Raw genomic sequence first — 23,561 nt, 5'->3', positions numbered from 1 at the left:
AGCTATACCATCCAATTAAATTTATCCTTGGGTTATGAGGGAGATAGCGCGTTAATCTAAGCAGGAATGAGAATGCTTTTCATCATTAAGTTTGTGAAATATAAAGATAATTTGAGTTGATGGGTAAATTGTACTAGGCTAGAAGCTTGATTTAGATCAATCTTTTTCACGCTTACCAAGGATAGTAACTTATGAAAGGTCATCCTAAAGTGGTTGGGCAACTGAATCGGGTGCTTACCTGTGAGTTGACCGCCATCAATCAATATTTCCTCCATGCCCGCATGTTTAAACATTGGGGCTTAGAGAAACTCAATCACGTCGAATATAAAAAATCTATCCAAGATATGAAGCACGCCGATAAGCTCATCGAGCGCGTGCTGTTTTTGGAAGGTCTGCCAAATTTGCAGCAACTCGAGAAACTTCGCATTGGTGAACATAGCCAAGAAATGCTCGACTGCGATCTGGCCATGGTGCAAGAGCAACTGACATTGCTGCGTGATGCCATTAACCTGTGTGAAGCCGAGCAAGACTATGTGAGCCGCGATCTGCTGGAAGACATCCTTGAAGACGAGGAAGAACACTTAGATTGGCTTGAGTCGCAGCAAGAGCTCATTACGCTAACCGGGATTCAAAATTATCTACAATCGCAAATTAGCGACCAATAGGAGCGGGATATGAAAGGCGATAAAGACGTCATCGATGCGTTAAATCGACTCCTAACGGGAGAACTCTCGGCAATGGATCAATATTTTGTCCATGCCCATATGTACGAAGATTGGGGCTTGAATGAACTCTATGAGCGCATCGCCCATGAGTCCGATGATGAAAAAGCCCATGCGGCCAAATTAGTACAGCGTATTTTATTCCTCGAAGGAACGCCTAATGTTGCCGCCCGTGAGGCGTTGAACATAGGTAAAGATGTGGAAGAGATGCTGCGTAATGATCTCGCCTACGAGTACAAGGTAGCGGACGATTTGCGTCAAGTGATTGCCCTGTGTGAGCAGAAGCAAGATTACCAGACCCGCGAAATCCTCGAAGTGTTACTCGACGATACTGAGTCGGACCACATGTATTGGCTCGAAAAACAACTCGGACTTATCGGCCGTGTCGGGCTGCAAAACTACCTGCAAACTAAGATGTAATCGCTAAATCAAGATCAGCGAGGCTAACTCGCTGATCTTATTTCTACCGCTTCCTATTTTTTGAATCCCTATATAGTCTATCTGACTGTAAAACTTTGCCTCTACAAACTCATCCTCTGCAATCCGCCTTAAATTTAGCGAATCCTGTTATACGTTCAATATCCTTTCTTTACAAATACTTATTTACGTTTTTTATGGCGATTTCATCTGTTGTTAACAGGTAAAAATTGTTACCGTGTAAAACTATTTTTGCGAGCCATATTGTTAAGTTGTTGGTCAGCCAGACGGGAAGATTGATGGGATATATGAAACGTTCTCTAAGTTTGCAGTTAGTGGTGACTATCGTTGGTGCGCTTGCTGTACTGCTTACCTTAGTCGCCGCTTTGTTGGTGACGAAAGAAAGTGATAACACGCGAAAGCAAGTCGATGCGGATATTTCGGCGTTAGTTGCCTTAAAAGCCAATGAGATTAGCGGTTACTTTATTGCTAAGGGCCAAGTGATCCATTCAGTGTTTGCCGAGCCGGGTTTAGTGAAGTGGTTTACTCAGTATCACGCCCGTGGCAGTCACCTCGCGGCTGATCGCCAGTACCAAGACATTATTGGTTACTTTAAGTCTTTCTCTGATCGCGATAGTGATGTTAAATCGGTGTTTTTTGGCTCGGCCAATACCTTCGAGTACTTTGACCTTAATGGCCGTTTTGATGGCGATCCAGATTACTACACCAACAAACGACCTTGGTGGCAGGAAGCGATCGATCAAGCCGGGCTCTTTGTTGGCGATCCAGCGGTCGATGCGAACGATGGTTCAATTTCTGCTACGGTTAAAACCCCCGTTTATGCGGCTAATGGTGAGCTGATTGGCATTGGCGGCATGGATATCTTGATTGATACCATTGGTAAATCCCTGCTGGCACCGATTAAATACCGTGATTTTGGCCAAGCTTTCTTAATGACAGACGAAGGCAAGCTAGTGTATTTCCCTGGTTTTTCCGAGCGTTTCCCGCCGGGCTCCTTGGCGAATCAAGTGGATACTCAGTTTAAGGACACATCAGGATTTTCTGCATTACGACAACAGATGCAAAGGGAAGCGCAAGGGTTTGCTAATGTTACATTTAATGGCGTTCCCCAGCGGGTGAGCTTTGTGACTGTGGGCGGCGATTATCCCAAACAAAAGTGGCACTTAGCCTTTATGTTGCCTCACGAAGTGATTGAAGCGCCAGTAACCGCCGCGTTCTGGAATGCCAGTATGGTCGCCATAGGTATCATGCTGCTAATGGGCGTGACAGTATGGTTGATGTTGCTGCCCTTTAGACGCCAATTAGCTAAGTTATTGGATGCGATGGAAGATATCGCCGAAGGTGACAGTGATTTATCAAAACGTATTCTAATGGATCGAGAAGACGAGTTAGGCAAACTTGGCGATGCCTTTAACCGCTTTGCCGAGAAAGTGCAGCACATGTTGTTGGATACGCGCAGCTTAACCCAAGAGGTGGGCACGGGCGTTGTTGATGCGCGGCAAATCTGTGATTTAGCCGTGTCGTCGGTCTCATCGCAAAAGCAGCAGATAGATTCGGTTGCCACCGCCGCGACGCAAATGGCGCAAACGAGTCAAGAAATGGCTGTCAGTGCCCAGCGTGCCAATGATTTTGCCCAGAAGGCGCAAACTCAAGCCCACGACGGTACACAGATTGTTTCCCGTGCGACCGAAGGGATGAAGGCGCTGTCAGAGCAAGTGATTGCCGCGGCGAAAGTGATTAAACACTTACGCAATAGTTCAGAGCAAATCGGTGAAGTCTTGAGTGTGATCCGTAATATTGCCGAGCAAACCAATCTATTGGCATTGAATGCGGCGATTGAAGCGGCGCGTGCGGGTGAGCAAGGCCGCGGTTTTGCTGTCGTGGCTGACGAAGTGCGCACGTTGGCATCCCGTACCCAAGATTCTACCGCCAACATTCAAGGTATTATTCAAACCTTGCAACAGAGTGCATTGCAGGCTGAGCAAGTGATGGAATCGGGCGTTGAGCAAGCGAAAGCGGGGCAAGAGCTAACGACTCAGGTCGAAGCGGCACTGAATGATATTGCGACGGCGATTATGTCAATCCAACAGCAAACGGTTGAAATAACCGTAGCAATCGATCAGCAAGCCGTGGCGGCCGAGGAAGTGGCGCTCAATGTCGATAATGTGCGGGGGTTGTCGGATCAGTCTTTGCTTTCGAGTCAGGACTTGTCGCAAAGCTTGCAAGGGTTTGAGGATATGACCCGCGCGCTCACACGCAATATCGGCCAATTTAAGATTTAAGCCTAAGTTGGTCAGTGAACTATTTGCTCACTGACCATCAGCTCAATCACGGCATCACTCATAGTGCACTCACAAAAGGAGCTTAGGCTCCTTTTAATTTTAGGTTTCCCGCCCGATCCCCGCTAAATTGATGATGAACACTTGATTACTGTTTTTATATACAGTATTTTGGCGTTGGAGGAATTCAACGTGCGAAAAATTATTCACATCGATATGGACTGCTATTTTGCGGCAGTGGAAATGCGCGACTTTCCCGAATACCGTGGCAAGCCTTTAGCTGTGGGCGGCAGCAGCGATCGTCGAGGTGTTATTAGCACTTGCAGCTACGAGGCACGTAAATTCGGTGTACGTTCAGCAATGGCGACCGCCTATGCCTTTAAGTTATGTCCCAATCTCATTTTGGTTCCTGGGCGGATGCAGGTTTATAAAGATGTGTCGCTGCAAATTCGTGAAATTTTCTCCCGCTATACCCAATTGATTGAGCCGCTTTCTTTAGATGAAGCCTATTTAGACGTGAGTGAGTGCCAACAATATAAGGGCTCGGCGACCTTGATTGCGCAGGCCATTCGCAGCGATATCTTAGCCGAAACTGGGTTAACCGCTTCGGCAGGCATAGCACCGGTGAAGTTTTTGGCTAAGGTTGCCTCGGATTTGAATAAGCCAAACGGCCAATATGTGATTACTCCAGAGACACTTCCTGATTTTGTTAAAACCTTATCGCTGCGTAAAATTCCCGGTGTCGGCAAAGTCACCGCCGAAAAGCTCTCCTCGCTCGGGCTCAATACCTGTGGTGATGTGCAAGCCTATTCTAAACCTGAGTTATTGGCGCGATTCGGCAAGTTTGGTGGCGTCTTGATTGAGCGTTCCCAAGGCATCGATGAGCGGGGCATTTCCGCCGATAGGGAGCGTAAATCAGTGGGTGTTGAAACCACGCTGGCGAAGGATATTTATAGTCTAGAGCAGTGCCAACAAGTGATGCCGGGATTGATCCAAGAATTAGCCCTACGTTTGAGCCGCAGCGCTAAAGAGCGCAAAATTCACAAGCAAGTGGTCAAGCTCAAGTTTAATGATTTCAAGCAAACCACTATCGAGCATCGTAGCGATGAAGTCTCGATTGTGATGTTTTATGATCTACTCGCACAGGCGATGGCAAGGCAAGAGGGCCGCGGCATTCGCCTATTAGGTATTTCGGTAGGACTCGCCGATTCTATCCTCGCAGTGCCCGAAATCCCAAATGCCCAGACTCAGCTTGATTTAGCGCTCTAGGCGTTTACTGAGTCGATACGCCGCAGACTCATCCCTGAATGGCTCAATAAGCCTCGGGTGGATTTGCCAACATAAAATCAATTAACAGTCTGACCCGAAAGGGTAAGTTGTCCCGATCGCGATACATCAAGTAGGCGGTGCGCGGAATACCTTGCCATTCTGGCAGTATTTGAACGAGCTTGCCGCTTTGTATCTGTTCACTCGCCATGCTGATGGGCAATAGTCCAATACCGAGTCCCGCCACTACAGCCTGACTGGCGATCGCCATATCATCGACGGCTAGTTTGATGTTTCCCCTCGGCTCAAACTCGAAATCTTGCCCAGTGCTTTTGTGCTGTAAACGCCACGTTTTTGTGGGCTTTGCGATGATAACCGGATGTTGTTCGAGTGCTTCTATGGATTGCAGTGTATGCCACTGGGTTGCCGATGTGCTGGCGCAAAGCACAAAGCTAATCGTGGTGAGCGGCCTTGCAATCCAATCGGGATCTTTAGGTTCACCCACTCGAAAGGCGATATCGATGGCGTTTTCACTGACATCGATATTCATGTTCGACAGGCTTAAATCGATGTCGATATTGGGATAATGCTTTTGAAAGGCGTTGAGTGATTCACCTAGCCAGCGATAGGTTGTATTGATGGGCGCCGAGATCCGCAGTTTGCCAACCGCTTGATGCTTATCCGCATGCAACTCACCAGATACCTGGTTTAACTCGATAAACAGCGGACCGCAGCGTTCGAGATAACGCTGACCTGTGGCGGTAAGGTTGACTCTATGGGCGTCTCTGTGCAGTAAACGCAGGCCTAATGATTGTTCTAACAGATTGATTCGACGACTTAAGGTTGAAGGTGGAATGCCTAAGTGTTGCGCCGCGAGCTTAAAACTCCCTTGCTGTGCCACCACCCAAAATAAGCGCATATCGTCTAAGGAATAATTAAGTTTCATATTTGGAATTTAAGCTCTCAATCTTGTAGGTTTTAATAATATATGAAACTTATAAACTAAGCTCAATCCCAATTACCTCCCTAGAGTCCGAGATGAAATCCCATACACCTTACATGACATTCGTTTGTCTACTGATTTGCGTTTTTAGCTGGGGCAGCGTGTTTCCCATTGCTAAGCGAGTGCTGGAGGAGATGTCAGGGGAATCCCTCGTATTCTGGCGTTTTACCATTGCGGCTGTGACTCTAGCGTTATATATCGCTTTTACTCGTCAGGCTTGGCCCAAATTGAGTTTGGCGCAATATATTGTCATAGCGCTAGTAGGCGTGATTGGTGTGGGCGGCTTAAATCTGGCGTTATTTAATGGCCTGCAGCATACCTCTGCCGCCAATGGTGCCTTGATTATGGCGCTTAGCCCGCTGGTGACTTCAATTGTCAATGCGCTATTACAGCGTGAATGGCTCAGCAGACAACAAGTGTTCAGCTTAGTGGGCGGTTTGGCGGGCGTATTGCTAGTGATCACTAACGGCAGTGTGCAGCAATTACTCAACTTTAGTTTTAACCAAGGTGATGTGATGATTGCCGCCGGCATGTTGGCGTGGAGTGGTTATACCATTTGTTCGCAATGGGTCGGCCATTGGTTGCCTGTGTTGCCCTTTACCTTGCTGAGTATGATAGCTGCCAGTGTGTCTATGTCCGTGGTTGGGCTTGGCCGAGGTGAGTTTCATCCTTGGCAGGAGTTGATTGGACTGTCGACGACGGCTTTGTCTAGCGTGCTCTACATAGGTTTGTTCGCCACTGTGCTCGGTTATCTGTTTTGGATTAACGGCGTTAAGGCGCTTGGTCCCGCTAAGGCATCGGTCTTTTTTAATCTCGTGCCCGTTTTTGCGGCATTAACGGCGTTAGCCATGGGGCAGGCGGTAACGGAAATTCAATTGGTGGGTATGCTGATAGTAATCCTTGCGTTGATGTTACCTATGTTAGTCAACCTACGCGCGGCAAGAGGCTTAGTGGTTAAGCGCTGCTAATCTATGCTAGCTTTGCTGTTTAAATATAAGGGAGCACCTGAATTCAGATCATCACTGCGACAGGTTTATGCTCCCTTATTCGGTAGAGGGGACTTTTCAAACATCACTGATTTACAAAAGGTAACTTATATAAAAACTTTCACTCTCGACAAATTACAGTTTAAAACGACTGACCAGCGCCGTGAGGTTACCCGCCATTGACGAGAGTTGTACGCTTGCGGCGTAGATTTCATCAGTGTTGCGTAAACTGTCCTCCGACTGTTCGGCAATGTGTTGAATATTTTGATGACTCTCATTGGCCATAGTGGTTTGCGCTTTGGCAGCGAGGGCGATTTGATTATTCATTTCGCTGATCTGGCTCACCATTTCTGCAATATGCGCTAGGGCTTCACCGGCATTACTGGCGGCTTCGACGCTTGAAATCGCCTTTTCATTACCGATATTAATTGCCGCCACAGCGCTTTGGGTGCCATTTTGCACATTGGCGATCATCAATTTAATTTCTTCGGTGGATTGGTGGGTCTTAGAGGCGAGGGAGCGCACTTCATCGGCAACCACAGCAAAGCCGCGTCCTTGTTCGCCCGCTCGCGCCGCTTCAATCGCTGCGTTAAGGGCTAATAGATTCGTCTGCTCGGCAATAGATTGGATCACCTCAAGCACGCGGCCGATATGTTGGCCTTCTTGTTCGAGTTTGTTGATCTGCATTTCGGCTGAGCCTACATCTCCTGCGAGTTCACGAATTACATTGATGGTTTTTTTCACTCTCTCTTGGCCATCGGCGGTAAAGACATCGGCTTGTTTCGCGGCATCGGCGGCATGACTGGCACTGACAGACACTTCTTGCACTGAGGCAGCAATGTGATCACTGGCATCGGCGATTCTATGGGTGGCCGCCTGTTGATCCATCAAGGTATGTTTTGCCGTGGCACTGGTTTTGGCTAGCCCTTCGGCGGCGACATTCAGCTCCGAAGTAGATTGTTTAAACTGCGAGATAATGCCGTGTAAATTATCGAGGAAGTGATTGAAGGCATTGGCAAGATCACCCAGTTCGTCCTTAGAGGTTAGCTGGATTCGCTCGGTCAAATCGCCATCACCATCGGTAATGTCGTGGATTTTCGCGAGCAAAACTGCGAGTGGCTTACTGATGAGTTTAGGCAGCGCAACGATGAACAGAATGCAGATCAGGATACTAATCGTTAAAGCAATTAACTGCATCTGCTGTCCACGATAGGCGTCATCATCCACTTGGGTGACGGCTGCTGCCGTGTTGCTGTTTAAGTCATCGATCAACTGATTAATATTTTGATGCAACTGCTCGAATTGCGTCGCTGCTTGGCCAAAACTCAGATCAATGGCGGTCGTGCGACCGTTACGGCCATTTTGGGTGCGCTGATTGCTGATTTCAGAAGTGGTGGTACTCCACGCCTCGAAACTGCGATTTAATTCATTGAGTTTTTCTTTTGCGAGGGGACTAGTGGTCACCTCGGAAAACTGATTAAGGTGTTCTTTGACCAAAGATATACTATTAGTGTGCTGTTTTAGAAGGCTATTATAGGAGTCAGTGCCCACGTTAACGAACATCAAGCTACGTTCGGCAACTTGCGCTTGGTAAAGCTCTTTATCAGCTTGCAGCAGTTCAGATTGGCTCGGTAAGTATTCGAGTGCGAGCGTATTTGCGCTGTTATTTAATGCTTTAAGCCCTAAGATGCCAGTTGAAGAGGCGAAGATGACTACGCCAGCGAGTAGCAGACTCGGGTAAGTCAGTTTCTGGTTAACGGAAAGATCTTTATACCATTCCATAGCCACGCCCTCCTTGATTGATACACTGAAAGGTGAGGGCCGCGATAACCACGAAATAAAAGCGGATGCGGCCCATCACTGGCGTTTTCTGGCTATTAGAGTCCGAATTGATCTAGGTTGATCCCTATGGTGATAGCACCAATTGCGGCATCGCCATCCATGACGGGTATCGATATTTGTACCAGATAAGCTTGGGAGCTAGTGTCAAATTTGACCGGACCTATGTGCTTATCGCCTTTGCCATTTATCCTCATCACCCTGCCAGTAGTCCGAGGTTTTACTGGTCATGGCGACGTTAGCACCTTGATTATCCATGAGGAAAATTTCTTGGTAGTAAGGTTGGCTGGCTTCGAAGGTGGTGAGAAACTTGGCCGCTTCGTTGTTCATCAAGGACGACATAAAATCATCAATCCCAGCGGTGGCGATCCATTTTTCATCTAATGTTTTGATCGAATCTAAACTTTTGCCTTGAGCATTTTGCGCTTTAACGGCATTCACCAGCACCACTTCTTTACCTAATGGCATCAGTGAATCGGCTAGATCGATAACGGCTTGGGGGACTTCTTCGGCGAAACTGAGGTTACTGCTGAGCAGTAGTGCGGCGGCTGACAAGATTTTACCAAATTTCATGATCTCTATTCCTTAAGGTCACTGTATTGAAGGGGAAAGCGGCTATCTCTAAAAGCGCGACAAGCAAAAATACGTTCGGGTTAGACAAAACAACTATAGTAGAAAATTCAAGTTATTCAGTTCTTTCATAAAAATTTTATCAATGGCATTTCTACACACAAATAGAAGGCGCGATAAAAAATAAGGCCACATCTGACTTGAGCAGATGTGGCCTTGAATTAAGTGCCAATTGAGTGAGCTAGGCTAACTTTAGACTAGGGCGTTACGCCTTAACTGGAATACGCTCGAGTACGGCTAATAATAAGGTCCAGTATTGGCCGACTGTGGTGATGTTCACCATCTCATCTGGTCCGTGTGGATACCGAATCGTGGGACCAATCGAGACCATATCCATATCTGGATAAGGCTTTTTGAATAAACCACACTCAAGACCCGCATGGATCACCATGATCACTGGCTCTTTGTGGTAAATGTCCTGATAGGTTTCGCGTACTATCGCCATAACAGGTGAGCTGTTATCTGGCTTCCAACCTGGGTAAGCGCCGCTTAAATCGATATCGGCTCCGGCTAAGTTAGTTAACGCAGTTAACATGCCTTCGACTTGAGTTCTACCAGAATCAATCAGTGAGCGAATAAGGCACAGGATAGTGACTTGTTCATCGTCAGTGCTGATAACGCCTACGTTGAGTGAGGTTTCAGTCACACCTTCGACTTCATCGCTCATGCGGATCACGCCGTTCGGGCACACATGCAGCAAATCGATCAGGGTATTTTGGCTGTTTTCGCTCATCACACGTTTCGGCGTTGGGATAGTGTTTAACACTAAACGCATATCAGGATCGGCAATGGCGAGTTCAGTGCGGATAAGCGCTTCAAACTCAGCGACTTTTTCGTTTAAGGCACTGACGTTTTCTTCTGGCAACATAAAGCTGATGTTGGCTTCACGTGGGATCGCATTACGCAATGAACCGCCGCTAAATTGGGTCAGCTCTAACGCTAAATCATCGGCATTTTCAAATAGGAAACGCGCCAGTAACTTGTTGGCGTTGCCGCGACCTAAGTGAATGTTCACCCCAGAGTGGCCGCCTTTTAAGCCAGATAAATGCAGGCTAAAGGCCGAGTAACTTTGCTCAGACGCTTGCCACACCATAGGCAGGGTGATTTGAGCATCGACGCCACCGGCGCAGCCCATGTAAATTTCACCCTCTTGCTCAGAATCTGTGTTGATCAGGATCTCTGCATCTAACATGCCCGCTTGTAAACCAAAAGCACCCGTCATGCCGGCTTCTTCATCGATCGTCAGTAGCACTTCTAATGGACCGTGCTTGATATCATCTGAGCCCAAAATGGCCAGCGCCGATGCCATGCCGATACCGTTATCTGAACCTAAGGTCGTGCCTTTGGCTTTAACCCAATCGCCATCAACATAGGCTTCGATAGGATCTTTAGTAAAATCATGCACTTTGTCGGCATTCTTCTGCGGCACCATATCGATATGGGCTTGAATGACCACGATTTTACGATCTTCCATTCCGGGCGTTGCTGGTTTACGGATGATCAAGTTGCCAACGGCATCCTCAACGACGGCAAGTTGTTTGCTTTTAGCCCATGCTTGAATGTGCTGGCTTAAGGCTTGCTCATGTTTAGATGGGTGGGGAATCGCGCAGATTTGTTCAAACCATTGCCATAATGGCTGCGGGTATAACTGACTTAACGCTGTCACTAGAGTGTCCCTCATAAGGTCTTGTGGGTATAGGGCAAATTTGCGGCCATTCTAGCACATTCTGTGCAACCAATTAATCTCAGGATCTCAGGCTTTTGTTACGCTGGCAGCCAAAGTTTCCAGTTCGGACTTTTCAGGGGGGCTCAATACCACTTTTAGATTGGTAATTAGGCGATAGAGCGGGAATAATGCAGGCACAATAATGAAAAAGGATGGGTCATGTTTCAAGTTAACTTCGTTGATGTAAAAGCAGAAAATGCCATTTTTGATGGCGAAGGCTGGGATGCGGTTGTGGTGGTAACGCCCGATCTGGATGCTATCGGTTTTGATGAGATAGGTTTATTGGCTCAGCACGGTGCCCACGTGGATAAGCGCGTAGGTAAGAGCCCGACATTACTGTTCGCCCCAGGGCTCGCGGGAGGGCGTTTGATCATTGCGCCTGTCACCCAAGTGAACGATGAGTATGTGGACGTGCGAGTCTATGCCGATGCTGCAAGGGCGGCGATTGCTATCGCAAAAGAGGCGGGCGCCAAACGTCCGTTGTTATATGTGGTGCCATCGAAGGATCTGCGTTTTGGTTTTGCCTCTGAAGTCGCGGCGTTAGCCTGCGGTCAAGAACTGTGGCAAACCTTAGAGCTGCGTGAAGCGACGGGCTTAACGCCTGCATTTGAGGCCATAGGCTTACTATCTTCATCAACCCATAACAGCAATTTACTCAATGCGTTAGAAGCGGGCCGCGTATTAGCGCGGGATTTATGTGGCACAGAACCTGAGCGCATGTCGGCTAAAGCCTTTGCTGACTATTGTCTGCAATCCTTAGCGGGCAGCGTGATCAAAACCGCAGTGGTAGAAGACAGAGATATTTTAGAGCGTGACTATCCGCTGCTCAGTGCAGTGGCGCGTTCCTCTTTTGCCGTCGGTCGTCATCAACCTCGGGTGGTGAAATTAGAATATCTGCCAGAGGGTGAAGTGACTCGTACTTTCCTGTTCGCGGGTAAGGGCGTGATTTACGATACCGGCGGCGCCGATCTGAAAGTCGGCGGCTCTATGGCGGGCATGAGCCGTGATAAAGGCGGCGCTTCTGCCGTGGCGGGGCTATTCAAAACCTTGTCAATGCTCAAGCCTAAGGGCATTCGCGTGATTGCCGAGTTAGGTTTAGTGCGTAATAGCATAGGCAGCGAAGCCTTCGTGACCGATGAAATCATCACTAGCCACGCGGGTGTACGAGTGCGGATTGGTAATACGGACGCCGAAGGGCGCTTAGTGCTGGCGGATTTATTGAGCCATTTACGCATCAAAGCCGTGTCGGCGGTGAAGCCTGAGATGTTTTCGGTAGCAACACTCACGGGTCACGTGGTGCGTTGTTATGGCAGTTATCCTGCGGCGGTGGAAAACTCAGTGGCGAGTTCGCAGCAATGCGCTGTCACTTTACAACAGCAGGCGACTCAATGGGGCGAACCCTTTGAAGTGTCTACATTGCGCCCAGAGGACTTCGCTAAGATCCGAGATGTGTCAGGCGCTGCTGAAATGTTATCTTCAAATAATGCCCCATCATCGATTACCGCGCGCGGGCATCAATATCCTGCGGCATTTTTACTGAAAGCGTCGGGGCTATTTGACCATGGTGTAACAGCCCAAATTCCCTTAGCTTATATGCACTTAGATATCGCAGGCAGTGCGACAGAAGGCGATCCGCTCTACGGCAAACCTACGGCCTGTCCGCTGGTGGGCTTGTATCAATATCTGATCAATCGTTAGTAACAAAAAGAAATAATTCTGTAATATCTTACTTATTAGATGCTTACAGGATTATTTCTGTTTTTCTGTGAAACAGATCGCCATTAACCCTACTATAATTGTGTAATTTAATTACATTAAAAAGCCTTAATTAAAAAAAATACAAATAAAGGTTGTAATAAAACTACAAAACCATATAATTGCTTTCGTGGATTAGGCGCTATGCCTTTCCTCTCTAGTCTATCCAGGATGGATATTTTTCTCCAAGGACCTGAGTGACAAGTCGTCTCAACGGATATGAGAATCTCTAGTTCCAGGGAACCGAGCCAAGCTTCACTAGAGTACTTAATCACAACTAATTTAGGAGTATTGACTATGTCTTATACAGGCAACAACCATTTTTATTGGCAGAACACTTGGTTTAACACTGATGTTTTGCGTGGCGGTTTATTCGCCATGAGCTTTAAGGCTTAACCCTCCTTAAAGTTTAGTTTCCATCATCCATCAACCTTTGTATCGCCTTTTTTGGCGTGTTTAGACTCAAGTAGTATATCGATGTTTTTGCATGGATATGCCAGGTTTTTCCCGCTAGCGCGGTAATGTACTTCCCCGAAAGGGACGCTTGAAATATGTCTTTGCCTGCTCATTGAGCAGGCTTTTTTTTGCCTTTTTTTCGCTTAAGCCTGTAACTGTTTTACCAAATGGTAATGAGCATAAACGGTTAGTGTCAGAAGTGATAAAGCGCCTATTGTCAGCCCTCGCGCTTAATCGCCTCCTCAGAGGTGAGGGATTGCTTCTTTGATAAATGTGGCGTTGAGATTACTGGAGAAGAGGTTGAAGTGTATGTTGAGCCTGCGCCACTCTGGGATTATTGGTATGCACTGGGTGATCCTAAAAAATTCCAAGCGCTCCTTTCATGCGCTATGTAAACACTATCCGATGAAGTAGTTTGCTCAGGTGATAGCATTACCAATGCTAATAAATACAAGCTTAACCAAGTTGCTAAGCGCTAACTGACTCCGCATATTTATCATTTTATTGAACCGTACAGTCATGGCGAGGTTTCCATCATTTGCGTTCAGAATAAATCACTCGGCCGTTTACTGAATGATTTATGGTTACTTGTGTTTATCCCTTGCCAATTTTCTGGCCTGACCAGCCTAAACTCCCTATAATCGGCTGCAAATGTCATCACGTTACATAGTGTTTACATCTACCTACCCTACATACTTAAAATAAAAAGGAACCTTGTTCCATGTTAGAAAAACTGTTCAAACTGAAACAAAATCAAACGAGCCTCAAGCAGGAAGCGGTCGCAGGTTTGACAACATTTATGACGATGGCCTACATCATTTTTGTGAATCCAATGATGTTAGCTGATGCGGGCATGGATCATGGGGCTGTATTCGTGGCGACCTGTTTGGCTGCGGCTGTCGGCTGTATAGTCATGGGCTTGATGGCGAATTATCCTATCGCACTTGCACCCGGTATGGGACTGAACGCCTTCTTTACTTATACCGTTGTGGGCGAAATGGGTTACAGCTGGGAGACTGCACTTGGCGCAGTATTCTTGTCGGGTATTTGCTTTTTAATCTTATCTTTAGTGCGCATTCGAGAGTGGATTGTAAATAGCATTCCCATGTCGCTGCGTATTGGTATTGCCGCTGGTATTGGTCTGTTTCTTGCGCTGATCGGCCTTAAGAGCGCCGGTATTGTGGTGGCAAGCTCTGCAACCTTAGTGACCTTGGGCGATATCACTGCATTTCCGGCGGTGATGGCTGTGCTAGGTTTTTTCCTGATCATTGCTATGGTGCAACGTGGAATGAAGTCGGCGGTCATCCTAAGTATCTTGATTATCACAGGGCTGGGATTAATGTTTGGCGATGTGCAGTATCAGGGTATTGTGTCTATGCCGCCGTCGATTATGCCGACATTTTTGAAGATGGATTTATCCCAAGTCTTTGAAGTGACGATGTTATCTGTGGTGTTTGCCTTCTTATTTGTCGATCTTTTTGATACATCAGGCACCTTAGTTGCGGTTGCACAGCGCGGTGGTTTCCTCGATGAGAAGGGCCGTTTACCGCGCTTGAATCGTGCCTTGACTGCCGACAGTTTAGCGACCATTGCGGGCGCGGCTTTTGGTACGTCGACGACCACAAGTTATATCGAAAGTACGGCGGGTGTGAGCGCGGGTGGTCGTACTGGTTTGACGGCAGTTGTCGTGGGATTACTCTTTATTGCTGCCTTATTCCTGTCGCCATTGGCGGGCATGATCCCAGCGTATGCGACGGCGGGTACACTGTTTTATGTGGCGATTCTGATGATGTCAGGACTCGTGCATGTCGAATGGGAAGATTTGACTGAAGCCGCACCGGTAGTCGTTGTGTGTATTTTAATGCCGCTGACGTTTTCCATCGCGACAGGCATCGCCTTTGGGATGATCTCTTACGCCGCAATCAAATTACTCACAGGTCGTTTTAGCGATCTCAATGTGGGCATTGTCGTCTTAGCCGCATTGTTTGTAGCTAAGTTTATCTATGGCTAAGGCTGTCGATTAGTGACTCGTGCAGTGCGAGCTCGCAACCTAGATTGTCTACAATAGACAATATTTTTTGAGGGTCATCTCATCGATGGCCCTTTTTCATGCGTGATTCCAAGCAAAATCGAAAATTTATCTCGAGTTAATAACTCCTTGCTACCAATTACCCAGCGGATTAGGTATAAGGATTGTTCGGTTATTTTTTACAAATGAATAATGAACTTAAGTGAGATTGCGTATCGCCGCGTAGTAGTGAAATTGGGGACGAGTGTGCTGACTTCTGGCAGTAAACAGCTAGATAAGGCCCACATGGTTGAGCTTGCTCGTCAAATGGCCGCACTGATGAAGTCAGGGGTCGAAGTCGTATTATGCACCTCAGGGGCCATTGCCGCTGGGCGTGAACATCTCCAATACCCGACACTGCCCGACACTATGGCCAATAAGCAATTGTTAGCCGCTGTCGGGCAAAGTCAGTTGATCCTCGCTTGGTCACAACTCTTTAGTATTTATGGGCTGCATGTCGGCCAATTGCTGCTGACCCGTGCCGATTTGCAGGATAGGGAGCGTTACCTCAACGCCCGCGACACGCTCAATGCCTTGCTGGCGAATAATATTGTGCCGATCATCAATGAAAACGATGCCGTTGCCACTAATGAAATCAAAGTCGGTGATAACGACAATCTATCGGCCCGTGCCGCACTGCTGTGTGATGCTGATTTATTGATTTTATTGACGGATCAAAAGGGCTTATTTGATGCCGATCCGCGCACGAACCCGAATGCTAAGTTGATCTCCCAAGTCGTCAAGATTGACGATAGTCTGCGTATGTTGGCGGGCGGGTCTGTTTCTGGTTTAGGTACGGGCGGAATGTCGACTAAATTGGAAGCGGCGGATATTGCTCGCCGTGCGGGCATCGAAGTGGTTATCGCCTCTGGCCATCACCCCGATGTGATTAAAAAAGTGGTGAGCAAGGAATCCGTTGGCACGCATTTTAGTGCCATCGAAAACCCGCTCGAAAGCCGTAAACAGTGGATTTTAGCCGGCCCTGCGACTCAAGGTTCTTTAGTGCTCGATGCGGGCGCGGTCAAAGCCGTGACAGACAAGGGCCGCAGCCTATTGTCTAAAGGTATCATCGGCGTTAAAGGCCAGTTTGAGCGTGGCGCAACGCTGCAATTAGTTGACCAACAGGGTAAAGTGATTGCTAAAGGGATGACACGATACTGCGGCCAAGCCCTCAGTTTGATCGCGGGCAAGCATTCCGACGAGATCGAGTCTTTACTCGGTTACGATTATGGTGACGCAATCGTGCACCGCAACGACATGGTTGTCTTATAAGCGAGGTCTGTTTTGAGTCAAATTAATCAAGATCAGTATTTACAGCAACTTGGTAATAATGCCAAACAGGCAAGTTATGCCTTAGCCAACTTAACGGCGAGCCAAAAGGCTGGTTTGCTTGAAGCTATCGCCGATGCGCTGACAGAAAACGCCGCCGCCATTTTAGCCGCGAATGCTAAAGATGTTGCCGCCGCTAAAGCCGATGGATTAACGGATGCGATGATCGACAGATTGTTGCTCGATGATGCGCGTCTGGCGGGCATTATTGGCGATATTAGCGATGTGATCCGCCTTGCTGACCCGGTAGGCGAAGAATTTGGCAGTAAATTATTAGATAACGGTTTAAGGCTGACTCGCCGCCGAGTACCACTTGGGGTTATCGGGGTGATTTACGAAGCTCGGCCCAATGTGACTGTTGATATCGCGGTACTTGCCCTTAAAACCGGTAATGCGGTGATCCTCCGTGGCGGTAAAGAAACCCTTGAATCGAATAAGCTTATTAGTGACGTGATCCGCGGCGCGATTGTCGCTCAAGGTTTACCGATAGATGCGGTGCAATTTATTGATTCTTCAGACAGAGCTTTAGTGACAGGTTTACTTAAGCTCGATCAATATGTCGACATGATAGTGCCCCGCGGCGGTCAAGCACTGCAGCGCTTATGTGCTGAGCAGGCGACCATTCCGGTGATTTTAGGCGGCATAGGTATTTGTCATTTATATGTCGATAAAAATGCCAATCTTGAGCGCGCTTTAGCCGTGATCGCTAACGCCAAAGTGCAGCGTCCAACTGTGTGTAATGCGCTTGATACCTTGCTGGTGGATGAGCGCGTGGCGAGCACATTTGTGCCGCAAATTGCCGAGTATCTGCATCGTTTAGGCGTGCGTTTTTCAGTTTGTGACACAAGCTTTAGTCTGCTTGATGGTTTAGGGTTTGATGTGACGCTCGCCAAGGCTGAGGATTTTGGCATCGAATGGTTGTCGTTAACCTTAGGCATTAAAGTGGTGAGCGATATCGATGCCGCCGTTAGTCATATTCGCCAATATTCTAGCGGCCATTCGGAAGCGATTTTGACCGATGACATTCACGCTGCAGCGCACTTTATGAACGAAGTGAACTCAGCGGCTGTGTATGTCAATGCCAGTACGCGTTTTACCGATGGCGGTCAGTTTGGCCTTGGCGCCGAAGTCGCGGTGAGCACACAAAAACTCCACGCCCGCGGCCCAATGGGGCTTGAGGCATTAACCACTTACAAGTGGTTAGCATGGGGTGATTACACTAGCCGTGTTTAGCGGTTAAAAACCATAAACTTAAAGCCGTTAACACTCTGTGTTGACGGCTTTTTTGTTTGCAGTGTTTGATTGTAAGTACCAATTTGCAGAGTCTATTTATGGTAGTGTCTGTTTGCGCATTAATGGAGAAACGGCGTATAGGTGGCAAGTAACCAAATACAGAAGAATAGCGTTGACATGACGGTAGTGAACTTACGAAAGGCTTTGATGTATTCCAAGGTATAAATAAAGTACTTTTCCTGCACTCTGCGGGTGAGTAATACCGAGGGCAGCATAAAACTGCAATAGAGCATGACCACCATAGTGGTAAAACTGTTTCCCCAGAAATGCTCATAAATAAATAAGGCGATGCAGAGTAGCATAGCGCACCAGCTTAGTGGGCTGATGCTATTTTCTGGGGCCCATTGGGTTGATTTTTCCATCTGACTATCCTTAGTCGATTTGTACCTCAGTACAATTTATAGACGCAAGTCTAGGCATTATCAAACGCTTTCTAATGTAGACTCAGTTCGCTGAAGCCAATTTTGTTGTTGCTAGGGTCTTGTTTGCGAGTTATCCAACATGAGCGCGTGCTATTTAATGGAGTGGATTACTTAACGTCGAATGACTTGTGCTTAATGTGGTCGATGTGGCTTAAAGCGTCTTGATATCGGCAAATTCGCCTTTGCAAAGCTGGGCTAAGTCAGTGGCCGCTAAGCTTATCTCCAAACCGCGTCTGCCCGCGCTGACATAAATCCTCTCGAAGCCTTGAGCGCTGTCATCAATTAAGGTCGGTAACTGTTTTTTCTGCGCTAGCGGGCTAATGCCGCCAACCAGATAGCCCGAGGATTTTTGCGCGAGTTCGGCATCGGCCATTTGCAGTTTCTTTTGTCCTAGACATTTTGCCACGGCTTTTAGATTAAGCTGATGATCGACGGGTACGAGGGCGACGGCAATTGGCGCATGGGCTTTGTCGATGGCGACTAAAAGGGTTTTAAACACTTGTGCGGGTTCGAGTCCTAAGGTGTTAGCGGCTTCTTCGCCGTAGGCGGCGCAGTGTGGATCATGACTGTACTCTAGGATATCAAACGCAATTTTGGCTTTTTTCGCCAATCGAACGGCCGGGGTCATTCTATACTCCTTCACAAAATGGGTGATATTAGCGCTTAATTTTGATGTAAAACGTTAGCCACTTCGGTTTTTACGTTCTTTAATTGGCTCATTACAGTGAGCCAAGCTTGTTTAAGGCGGCGACTCAGTGATGACTCAGCCATCATTCAACTCAACTATTTTCAATTATCACTCAGCTATCCTCTCAACCATCATTCAGCTAGCTTTGGCTTTGGGCTTATTTTGCTTTTACGCTCGGTATAACGGGGCCAAAGTTGTTGCAACATCATCCCTGACAGAATAAACGCCAGGCCGAGATAGGTGGCCATCGCGATCGTTTCTTGCAAAATCCACGCGATAAAACCAATCGACATCACAGGGGATAAAAACACCATAGTGCTGATGTTCGCGGTGCGAGTGGCAGTTTTCAGCGCCATTAACCAGAGCACGAAGGTAATGCCCATCTCAAACAAGCCCACATACATACCTGCAAATATTGCCTTAAGGCTAAAAATGGGCAGGGTATCTGTCAGTACTAAAGTGACGGCAATAAAAGGTAAGCCGATAAGAAAACTCAATAATAAACTCACCACGGGATCGCCTTGATCTTTGGTGTTGACGATCCAATATAGGCACCAGAGTAAGGTGCTGGTCAGCGCCAGTCCGATACCGAGCGGGCTATCAAAACTAAAGCCGCTGATATCGCCGCCGGTGGCAATAATAAACACCCCAGTGTAGGCAATCAGCGCCGCAGCAATGTCGCTCTTACGTAAATGTTGCTTTAACAAAGGCGCAGCCAGTAACGGCAGTAATACCGCCCAAGTGTAATTGAGTGACAAAGCTTGCTGCGCTGGTAATAAGGAATACGCCTTAAACAGCACCACATAGTAGAGGAAGGGATTGATGAGCCCTGTAACTAAATAAAATGCAGGGCGGCGTAAAAACTGTTGCTTGAGTAAGGAAAGCTTTTTTTGCCAAGCGAGAATACCACCAAGGGCGACAATCGACGTGAGCACAGCAACAAACACCAGTTGCAGTGGCGTGTAGTAACTCAAGGCAATCTTAAAGGCCGTGGCTACTGTAGACCAGAGGAAGACCGCCGCCATGCCATACACGTACGCTAAATTCGAAGACTTCACTCTGCTACCTTACATGGATAAACATCCGCCAAATGTGGGCAGATTGAATAACAGCTTGGGTTGATAAGCAAGACTATTTTATGTGCTTGGATATTTTATCCCGCGGCAGATGTGAGAAAGATAAATCAGAAAATTTTTTTGTTCGCCCTTGTAATTAAATTCCCTGTCCCAATATAGGTATCAAGGCAGAGAAGGTGGCCAACGATGGACTTGATATTTCAACCGTCTAGCCCCATATCAAAACCAACTAAACAAATTTAGATTGAATGAAATTTTTCGGAGGACCTCATGGGTAAAATTATTGGTATCGACTTAGGCACAACAAACTCTTGTGTAGCTGTCCTCGATGGTGGCAAAGCACGTGTGTTAGAAAACGCTGAAGGCGATCGCACAACCCCGTCAATCATCGCTTATACAGATGATGAAACCATTGTCGGTTCGCCAGCAAAACGTCAAGCTGTGACTAACCCAACTAACACATTCTTCGCGATTAAGCGTTTGATCGGTCGTCGCTTTAAAGATGACGAAGTCCAACGTGACGTGAATATCATGCCATTCAAAATCATTGCAGCCGACAACGGTGACGCATGGGTTGAATCGCGTGGCAACAAGATGGCTCCACCACAAGTTTCTGCAGAAATCTTGAAAAAGATGAAGAAAACCGCAGAAGACTTTTTAGGTGAAGAAGTAACAGAAGCGGTTATTACTGTTCCTGCTTACTTTAACGATTCACAACGTCAAGCGACTAAAGATGCGGGTCGTATCGCAGGTCTTGATGTTAAACGTATTATCAACGAACCAACGGCTGCAGCATTAGCCTATGGTATCGATAAGAAACAAGGCGACAACATTGTTGCGGTATACGATTTAGGTGGTGGTACATTCGATATCTCTATCATCGAAATCGACAGCAACGATGGCGACCAAACATTTGAAGTGTTGGCAACCAACGGTGACACCCACTTAGGTGGTGAAGACTTTGACAACCGTTTGATCAACTACTTAGCTGACGAATTCAAGAAAGAGCAAGGCTTAGATCTGCGTAAAGATCCATTAGCAATGCAACGTCTGAAAGAAGCAGCAGAAAAAGCGAAAATTGAACTTTCAAGCACCAACCACACTGAAGTGAACCTGCCATACATCACGGCAGACGCAACAGGTCCTAAGCATTTAGTGATTAAAATCACTCGTGCTAAATTGGAATCACTGGTTGAAGACTTGATTATCCGTACATTAGAGCCACTAAAAGTTGCCCTGGCTGATGCAGATTTATCTGTAACAGACATCAACGAAGTGATTCTAGTGGGTGGTCAAACACGTATGCCTAAGGTTCAAGAAGCAGTGACAAACTTCTTCGGCAAAGAACCTCGTAAAGACGTGAACCCAGACGAAGCGGTAGCCGTAGGTGCTGCAATTCAAGCGGGCGTACTGTCAGGCGACGTGAAAGACGTATTACTGTTAGACGTAACACCACTGTCTCTGGGTATCGAAACCATGGGCAGCGTGATGACTAAGTTGATTGAGAAGAACACCACTATTCCTACTAAGGCGCAGCAAGTGTTCTCAACAGCCGATGACAACCAAAACGCAGTGACCATTCACGTACTGCAAGGTGAGCGTAAGCAAGCGAGCGCGAACAAGTCATTAGGTCAGTTCAACTTAGACGGTATTGAGCCAGCTCCACGTGGCCAGCCACAAATTGAAGTGATGTTCGACATCGATGCCGACGGTATTCTGCATGTGTCTGCTACAGACAAGAAAACCGGCAAGAAACAAAACATCACCATCAAAGCATCTTCTGGCTTAAGCGAAGAAGAAGTGGCGCAAATGGTACGTGATGCAGAAGCTCACGCAGATGAAGACAAGAAGTTTGAAGAGTTAGTGCAATCACGCAACCAAGCTGACGGCTTAGTTCACGCAACTAAGAAACAAGTAGAAGAAGCGGGCGATGCACTGCCAAGCGAAGATAAAGAGAAAATCCAAGCTGCGATGGATGCTGTTGACACTGCTATCAAAGGCAATGACAAAGAAGCCATTGAAAAGGCAACTCAAAACTTAATCGAAGCATCTGCTAAGCTGATGGAAATCGCTCAAGCTAAGTCTCAAGCTCAAGGCGGCGACAATGCCGACGCGGGCAAACAGGCTAACGCGACTGCCGATGACGTTGTCGATGCTGAATTCGAAGAAGTGAAAGACGACAAGAAATAATGACTTGTTTTCAATCAAATAGATTGATTTCAAAGCGTTAATTTCTAGGCGGGCGTTACGGGGCAACCCTAACGCCCGTTTGTTCAACACCAGCTGAGAAGCATGAGATTATGTCAAAGCGAGATTATTACGAAGTATTAGGTGTCAGTCGTGACACCAGCGAACGTGAAATTAAAAAGGCCTACAAACGTCTGGCCATGAAATTTCACCCAGATCGCAACCCAGGCGACAAAACCGCAGAAGCTAACTTTAAAGAAATTAAAGAAGCCTACGAGATCCTAACCGACGCCGATAAAAAAGCGGCCTACGACCAATTTGGTCATGCGGGTGTGGATCCTAATCGCGGTGGCGGTGGTTACGGTGGTGGTCAAGGCGATTTCGGCGATATTTTCGGTGATGTCTTTGGCGATATTTTCGGCGGTGGACGTCGTGGCGGTCAACGCCAAGCGGCCCGCGGCTCAGATTTACGTTACAACCTAGAGTTATCACTGGAAGAAGCCGTTAAAGGCTTAACCAAAGAACTGCGGATTCCAACACTGGCGACTTGCGATCTGTGTGAAGGCAGCGGCGCTAAAAAAGGCACCTCTGCAACCACCTGTGGCACTTGTCATGGTCAAGGCCAAGTGCAAATGCGCCAAGGTTTCTTTGCGGTGCAACAGCCTTGTCCAACCTGTCATGGCCGCGGCAAGATCATCAAAGATCCTTGCTCTAAGTGTCATGGCGATGGCCGTGTTGAAAAGAGCAAAACCTTATCGGTTAAGATCCCAGCCGGCGTCGATACGGGCGACCGTATTCGTTTAGCGGGTGAAGGCGAAGCGGGTGAGTTTGGCGCGCCTCCAGGGGATTTATACGTGCAGGTCAGCGTGCGTGAGCATGCGATTTTCGTCCGTGATGGTAACAACCTTTACTGCGAAGTGCCGATATCCTTCAGTAAAGCGGCCCTAGGCGGTGAGATTGAAGTGCCAACACTGGATGGCAAAGTCAGCCTGAAGATCCCTGCCGAAACGCAAACGGGCCGTATGTTCCGTTTACGTGGCAAAGGCGTCAAGTCGGTTCGCAGCCATGCGGTAGGTGACTTGCTCTGCAAAGTGGTTATGGAAACCCCAGTTAACTTAAACGATCGTCAAAAAGAACTGTTACGCGAATTTGAAGCCACCTTAACTGGTGAGTCGAAAAAACACAGCCCAAAGGCTGAGGGCTTTTTCGATGGCGTGAAAAAGTTCTTTCAAGATCTGAATAGCTAACTTGGTTTCGCTGCTAATAATATTAGTAGCGATAAAATGAAAGCCCTGCAAGGTTAACCTTGCGGGGCTTTTTTATATTCGGATTTTGAGTTTTTAAAATCTAAATCAAAGTCAAAGTCGTGGGGCTTCACCCCACACCCGACCAAGGAGG

The 23,561-nt window shown here is 47.4% G+C and carries 18 protein-coding genes; 11 read left to right on the top strand and 7 right to left on the bottom strand.

The window, feature by feature from the left end; genetic code table 11:
• Positions 1–191 precede the first annotated feature (191 nt).
• The 4 genes from bfr (Q4Q54_RS00410) to dinB all read left to right on the top strand — a co-directional run bounded on the left by bfr (Q4Q54_RS00410) (position 192) and on the right by dinB (position 4,708).
• Positions 192–665, top strand: coding sequence for a bacterioferritin (bfr, locus tag Q4Q54_RS00410; RefSeq protein ID WP_106651431.1), 474 nt, complete (start codon positions 192–194; stop codon positions 663–665).
• A gap of 9 nt (positions 666–674) precedes the next feature.
• Positions 675–1,142 carry a bacterioferritin gene (bfr, locus tag Q4Q54_RS00405; RefSeq protein WP_126492617.1) on the top strand — a complete coding sequence of 156 codons (468 nt, stop codon included), beginning with the start codon at positions 675–677 and terminating at the stop codon, positions 1,140–1,142.
• Positions 1,143–1,438: 296 nt separating this feature from the next.
• Entirely contained in the window at positions 1,439–3,442 is a 2,004-nt protein-coding gene (locus Q4Q54_RS00400; protein ID WP_311987151.1) for a methyl-accepting chemotaxis protein, read from the top strand.
• A 189-nt stretch (positions 3,443–3,631) separates the two neighbouring features.
• A complete protein-coding gene (gene dinB / locus Q4Q54_RS00395) occupies positions 3,632–4,708 on the top strand; it encodes a DNA polymerase IV (RefSeq protein WP_311987149.1) in 1,077 nt (358 codons plus the stop codon).
• A gap of 43 nt (positions 4,709–4,751) precedes the next feature.
• On the opposite strand, the gene Q4Q54_RS00390 is transcribed toward dinB, so the two are convergent.
• Positions 4,752–5,651 carry a LysR family transcriptional regulator gene (locus Q4Q54_RS00390; RefSeq protein ID WP_311987147.1) on the bottom strand — a complete coding sequence of 300 codons (900 nt, stop codon included), beginning with the start codon at positions 5,649–5,651 and terminating at the stop codon, positions 4,752–4,754.
• A 92-nt stretch (positions 5,652–5,743) separates the two neighbouring features.
• On the opposite strand from Q4Q54_RS00390, the gene Q4Q54_RS00385 reads away from it, so the two are divergent.
• Positions 5,744–6,676, top strand: coding sequence for a DMT family transporter (locus Q4Q54_RS00385; protein WP_311987145.1), 933 nt, complete (start codon positions 5,744–5,746; stop codon positions 6,674–6,676).
• 153 nt (positions 6,677–6,829) lie between these two features.
• Here Q4Q54_RS00385 and Q4Q54_RS00380 read toward each other — a convergent pair whose 3' ends face one another.
• From Q4Q54_RS00380 to Q4Q54_RS00370, 3 genes are all read right to left on the bottom strand, one after another.
• Positions 6,830–8,476, bottom strand: a complete 1,647-nt coding sequence (locus Q4Q54_RS00380) for a methyl-accepting chemotaxis protein (RefSeq protein ID WP_311987143.1) — start codon at positions 8,474–8,476, stop codon at positions 6,830–6,832.
• A gap of 228 nt (positions 8,477–8,704) precedes the next feature.
• Positions 8,705–9,106, bottom strand: a complete 402-nt coding sequence (locus tag Q4Q54_RS00375; protein ID WP_311987141.1) for a hypothetical protein — start codon at positions 9,104–9,106, stop codon at positions 8,705–8,707.
• A gap of 262 nt (positions 9,107–9,368) precedes the next feature.
• On the bottom strand, positions 9,369–10,829 hold the full coding sequence (locus tag Q4Q54_RS00370) for an aminoacyl-histidine dipeptidase (protein ID WP_311889863.1): 1,461 nt from the start codon (positions 10,827–10,829) through the stop codon (positions 9,369–9,371).
• Positions 10,830–11,048: 219 nt separating this feature from the next.
• On the opposite strand from Q4Q54_RS00370, the gene Q4Q54_RS00365 reads away from it, so the two are divergent.
• From Q4Q54_RS00365 to Q4Q54_RS00350, 4 genes are all read left to right on the top strand, one after another.
• A complete protein-coding gene (locus tag Q4Q54_RS00365; RefSeq protein ID WP_311987139.1) occupies positions 11,049–12,587 on the top strand; it encodes a leucyl aminopeptidase family protein in 1,539 nt (512 codons plus the stop codon).
• A 1,234-nt stretch (positions 12,588–13,821) separates the two neighbouring features.
• Positions 13,822–15,111 carry an NCS2 family permease gene (locus Q4Q54_RS00360; RefSeq protein ID WP_311987138.1) on the top strand — a complete coding sequence of 430 codons (1,290 nt, stop codon included), beginning with the start codon at positions 13,822–13,824 and terminating at the stop codon, positions 15,109–15,111.
• A 210-nt stretch (positions 15,112–15,321) separates the two neighbouring features.
• On the top strand, positions 15,322–16,440 hold the full coding sequence (gene proB / locus Q4Q54_RS00355; RefSeq protein ID WP_071938450.1) for a glutamate 5-kinase: 1,119 nt from the start codon (positions 15,322–15,324) through the stop codon (positions 16,438–16,440).
• 12 nt (positions 16,441–16,452) lie between these two features.
• Positions 16,453–17,730: a glutamate-5-semialdehyde dehydrogenase gene (locus tag Q4Q54_RS00350; protein ID WP_259528655.1), complete on the top strand. Its 1,278-nt coding sequence runs from the start codon at positions 16,453–16,455 to the stop codon at positions 17,728–17,730.
• 119 nt (positions 17,731–17,849) lie between these two features.
• Here the strand turns inward: Q4Q54_RS00350 and Q4Q54_RS00345 are convergent, their stop codons facing one another.
• The 3 genes from Q4Q54_RS00345 to Q4Q54_RS00335 form a co-directional block, all read right to left on the bottom strand.
• Entirely contained in the window at positions 17,850–18,152 is a 303-nt protein-coding gene (locus tag Q4Q54_RS00345) for a hypothetical protein (protein ID WP_006082798.1), read from the bottom strand.
• Between the two features lie 211 nt (positions 18,153–18,363).
• Entirely contained in the window at positions 18,364–18,840 is a 477-nt protein-coding gene (gene ybaK / locus Q4Q54_RS00340) for a Cys-tRNA(Pro) deacylase (RefSeq protein WP_259590251.1), read from the bottom strand.
• 191 nt (positions 18,841–19,031) lie between these two features.
• Entirely contained in the window at positions 19,032–19,958 is a 927-nt protein-coding gene (locus Q4Q54_RS00335; protein ID WP_311987132.1) for a DMT family transporter, read from the bottom strand.
• 288 nt (positions 19,959–20,246) lie between these two features.
• Between Q4Q54_RS00335 and dnaK the strand changes: the two genes are divergently transcribed.
• The gene (dnaK, locus tag Q4Q54_RS00330; protein WP_311987130.1) at positions 20,247–22,166 is read left to right on the top strand and encodes a molecular chaperone DnaK; all 1,920 of its coding nucleotides are present in this window, start codon (positions 20,247–20,249) and stop codon (positions 22,164–22,166) included.
• Positions 22,167–22,276: 110 nt separating this feature from the next.
• Positions 22,277–23,410, top strand: coding sequence for a molecular chaperone DnaJ (gene dnaJ, locus Q4Q54_RS00325; protein WP_006083917.1), 1,134 nt, complete (start codon positions 22,277–22,279; stop codon positions 23,408–23,410).
• The last annotated feature ends 151 nt before the right edge of the window (positions 23,411–23,561 follow it).

It is taken from the genome of Shewanella sp. SP2S2-4 (assembly GCF_031932025.1).
Classification (GTDB): Bacteria; Pseudomonadota; Gammaproteobacteria; order Enterobacterales; family Shewanellaceae; genus Shewanella; species Shewanella baltica.
The sequence above is the reverse complement of the archived record's forward strand: the minus strand, read 5'-3'. Positions and strand labels throughout refer to the sequence as shown.

Bases quoted from the DNA above. Each gene is read 5' to 3' on its own strand.
- Q4Q54_RS00375 (WP_311987141.1), bottom strand. From the start codon at position 9,106: ATGAAATTTGGTAAAATCTTGTCAGCCGCCGCACTACTGCTCAGCAGT.
- Q4Q54_RS00345 (WP_006082798.1), bottom strand. From the start codon at position 18,152: ATGGAAAAATCAACCCAATGGGCCCCAGAAAATAGCATCAGCCCACTA.
- proB (WP_071938450.1), top strand. From the start codon at position 15,322: ATGAACTTAAGTGAGATTGCGTATCGCCGCGTAGTAGTGAAATTGGGG.
- Q4Q54_RS00360 (WP_311987138.1), top strand. From the start codon at position 13,822: ATGTTAGAAAAACTGTTCAAACTGAAACAAAATCAAACGAGCCTCAAG.
- dnaK (WP_311987130.1), top strand. From the start codon at position 20,247: ATGGGTAAAATTATTGGTATCGACTTAGGCACAACAAACTCTTGTGTA.
- dnaJ (WP_006083917.1), top strand. From the start codon at position 22,277: ATGTCAAAGCGAGATTATTACGAAGTATTAGGTGTCAGTCGTGACACC.
- Q4Q54_RS00390 (WP_311987147.1), bottom strand. From the start codon at position 5,651: ATGAAACTTAATTATTCCTTAGACGATATGCGCTTATTTTGGGTGGTG.
- ybaK (WP_259590251.1), bottom strand. From the start codon at position 18,840: ATGACCCCGGCCGTTCGATTGGCGAAAAAAGCCAAAATTGCGTTTGAT.
- Q4Q54_RS00365 (WP_311987139.1), top strand. From the start codon at position 11,049: ATGTTTCAAGTTAACTTCGTTGATGTAAAAGCAGAAAATGCCATTTTT.
- Q4Q54_RS00400 (WP_311987151.1), top strand. From the start codon at position 1,439: ATGGGATATATGAAACGTTCTCTAAGTTTGCAGTTAGTGGTGACTATC.
- Q4Q54_RS00385 (WP_311987145.1), top strand. From the start codon at position 5,744: ATGAAATCCCATACACCTTACATGACATTCGTTTGTCTACTGATTTGC.
- Q4Q54_RS00380 (WP_311987143.1), bottom strand. From the start codon at position 8,476: ATGGAATGGTATAAAGATCTTTCCGTTAACCAGAAACTGACTTACCCG.
- bfr (WP_126492617.1), top strand. From the start codon at position 675: ATGAAAGGCGATAAAGACGTCATCGATGCGTTAAATCGACTCCTAACG.
- bfr (WP_106651431.1), top strand. From the start codon at position 192: ATGAAAGGTCATCCTAAAGTGGTTGGGCAACTGAATCGGGTGCTTACC.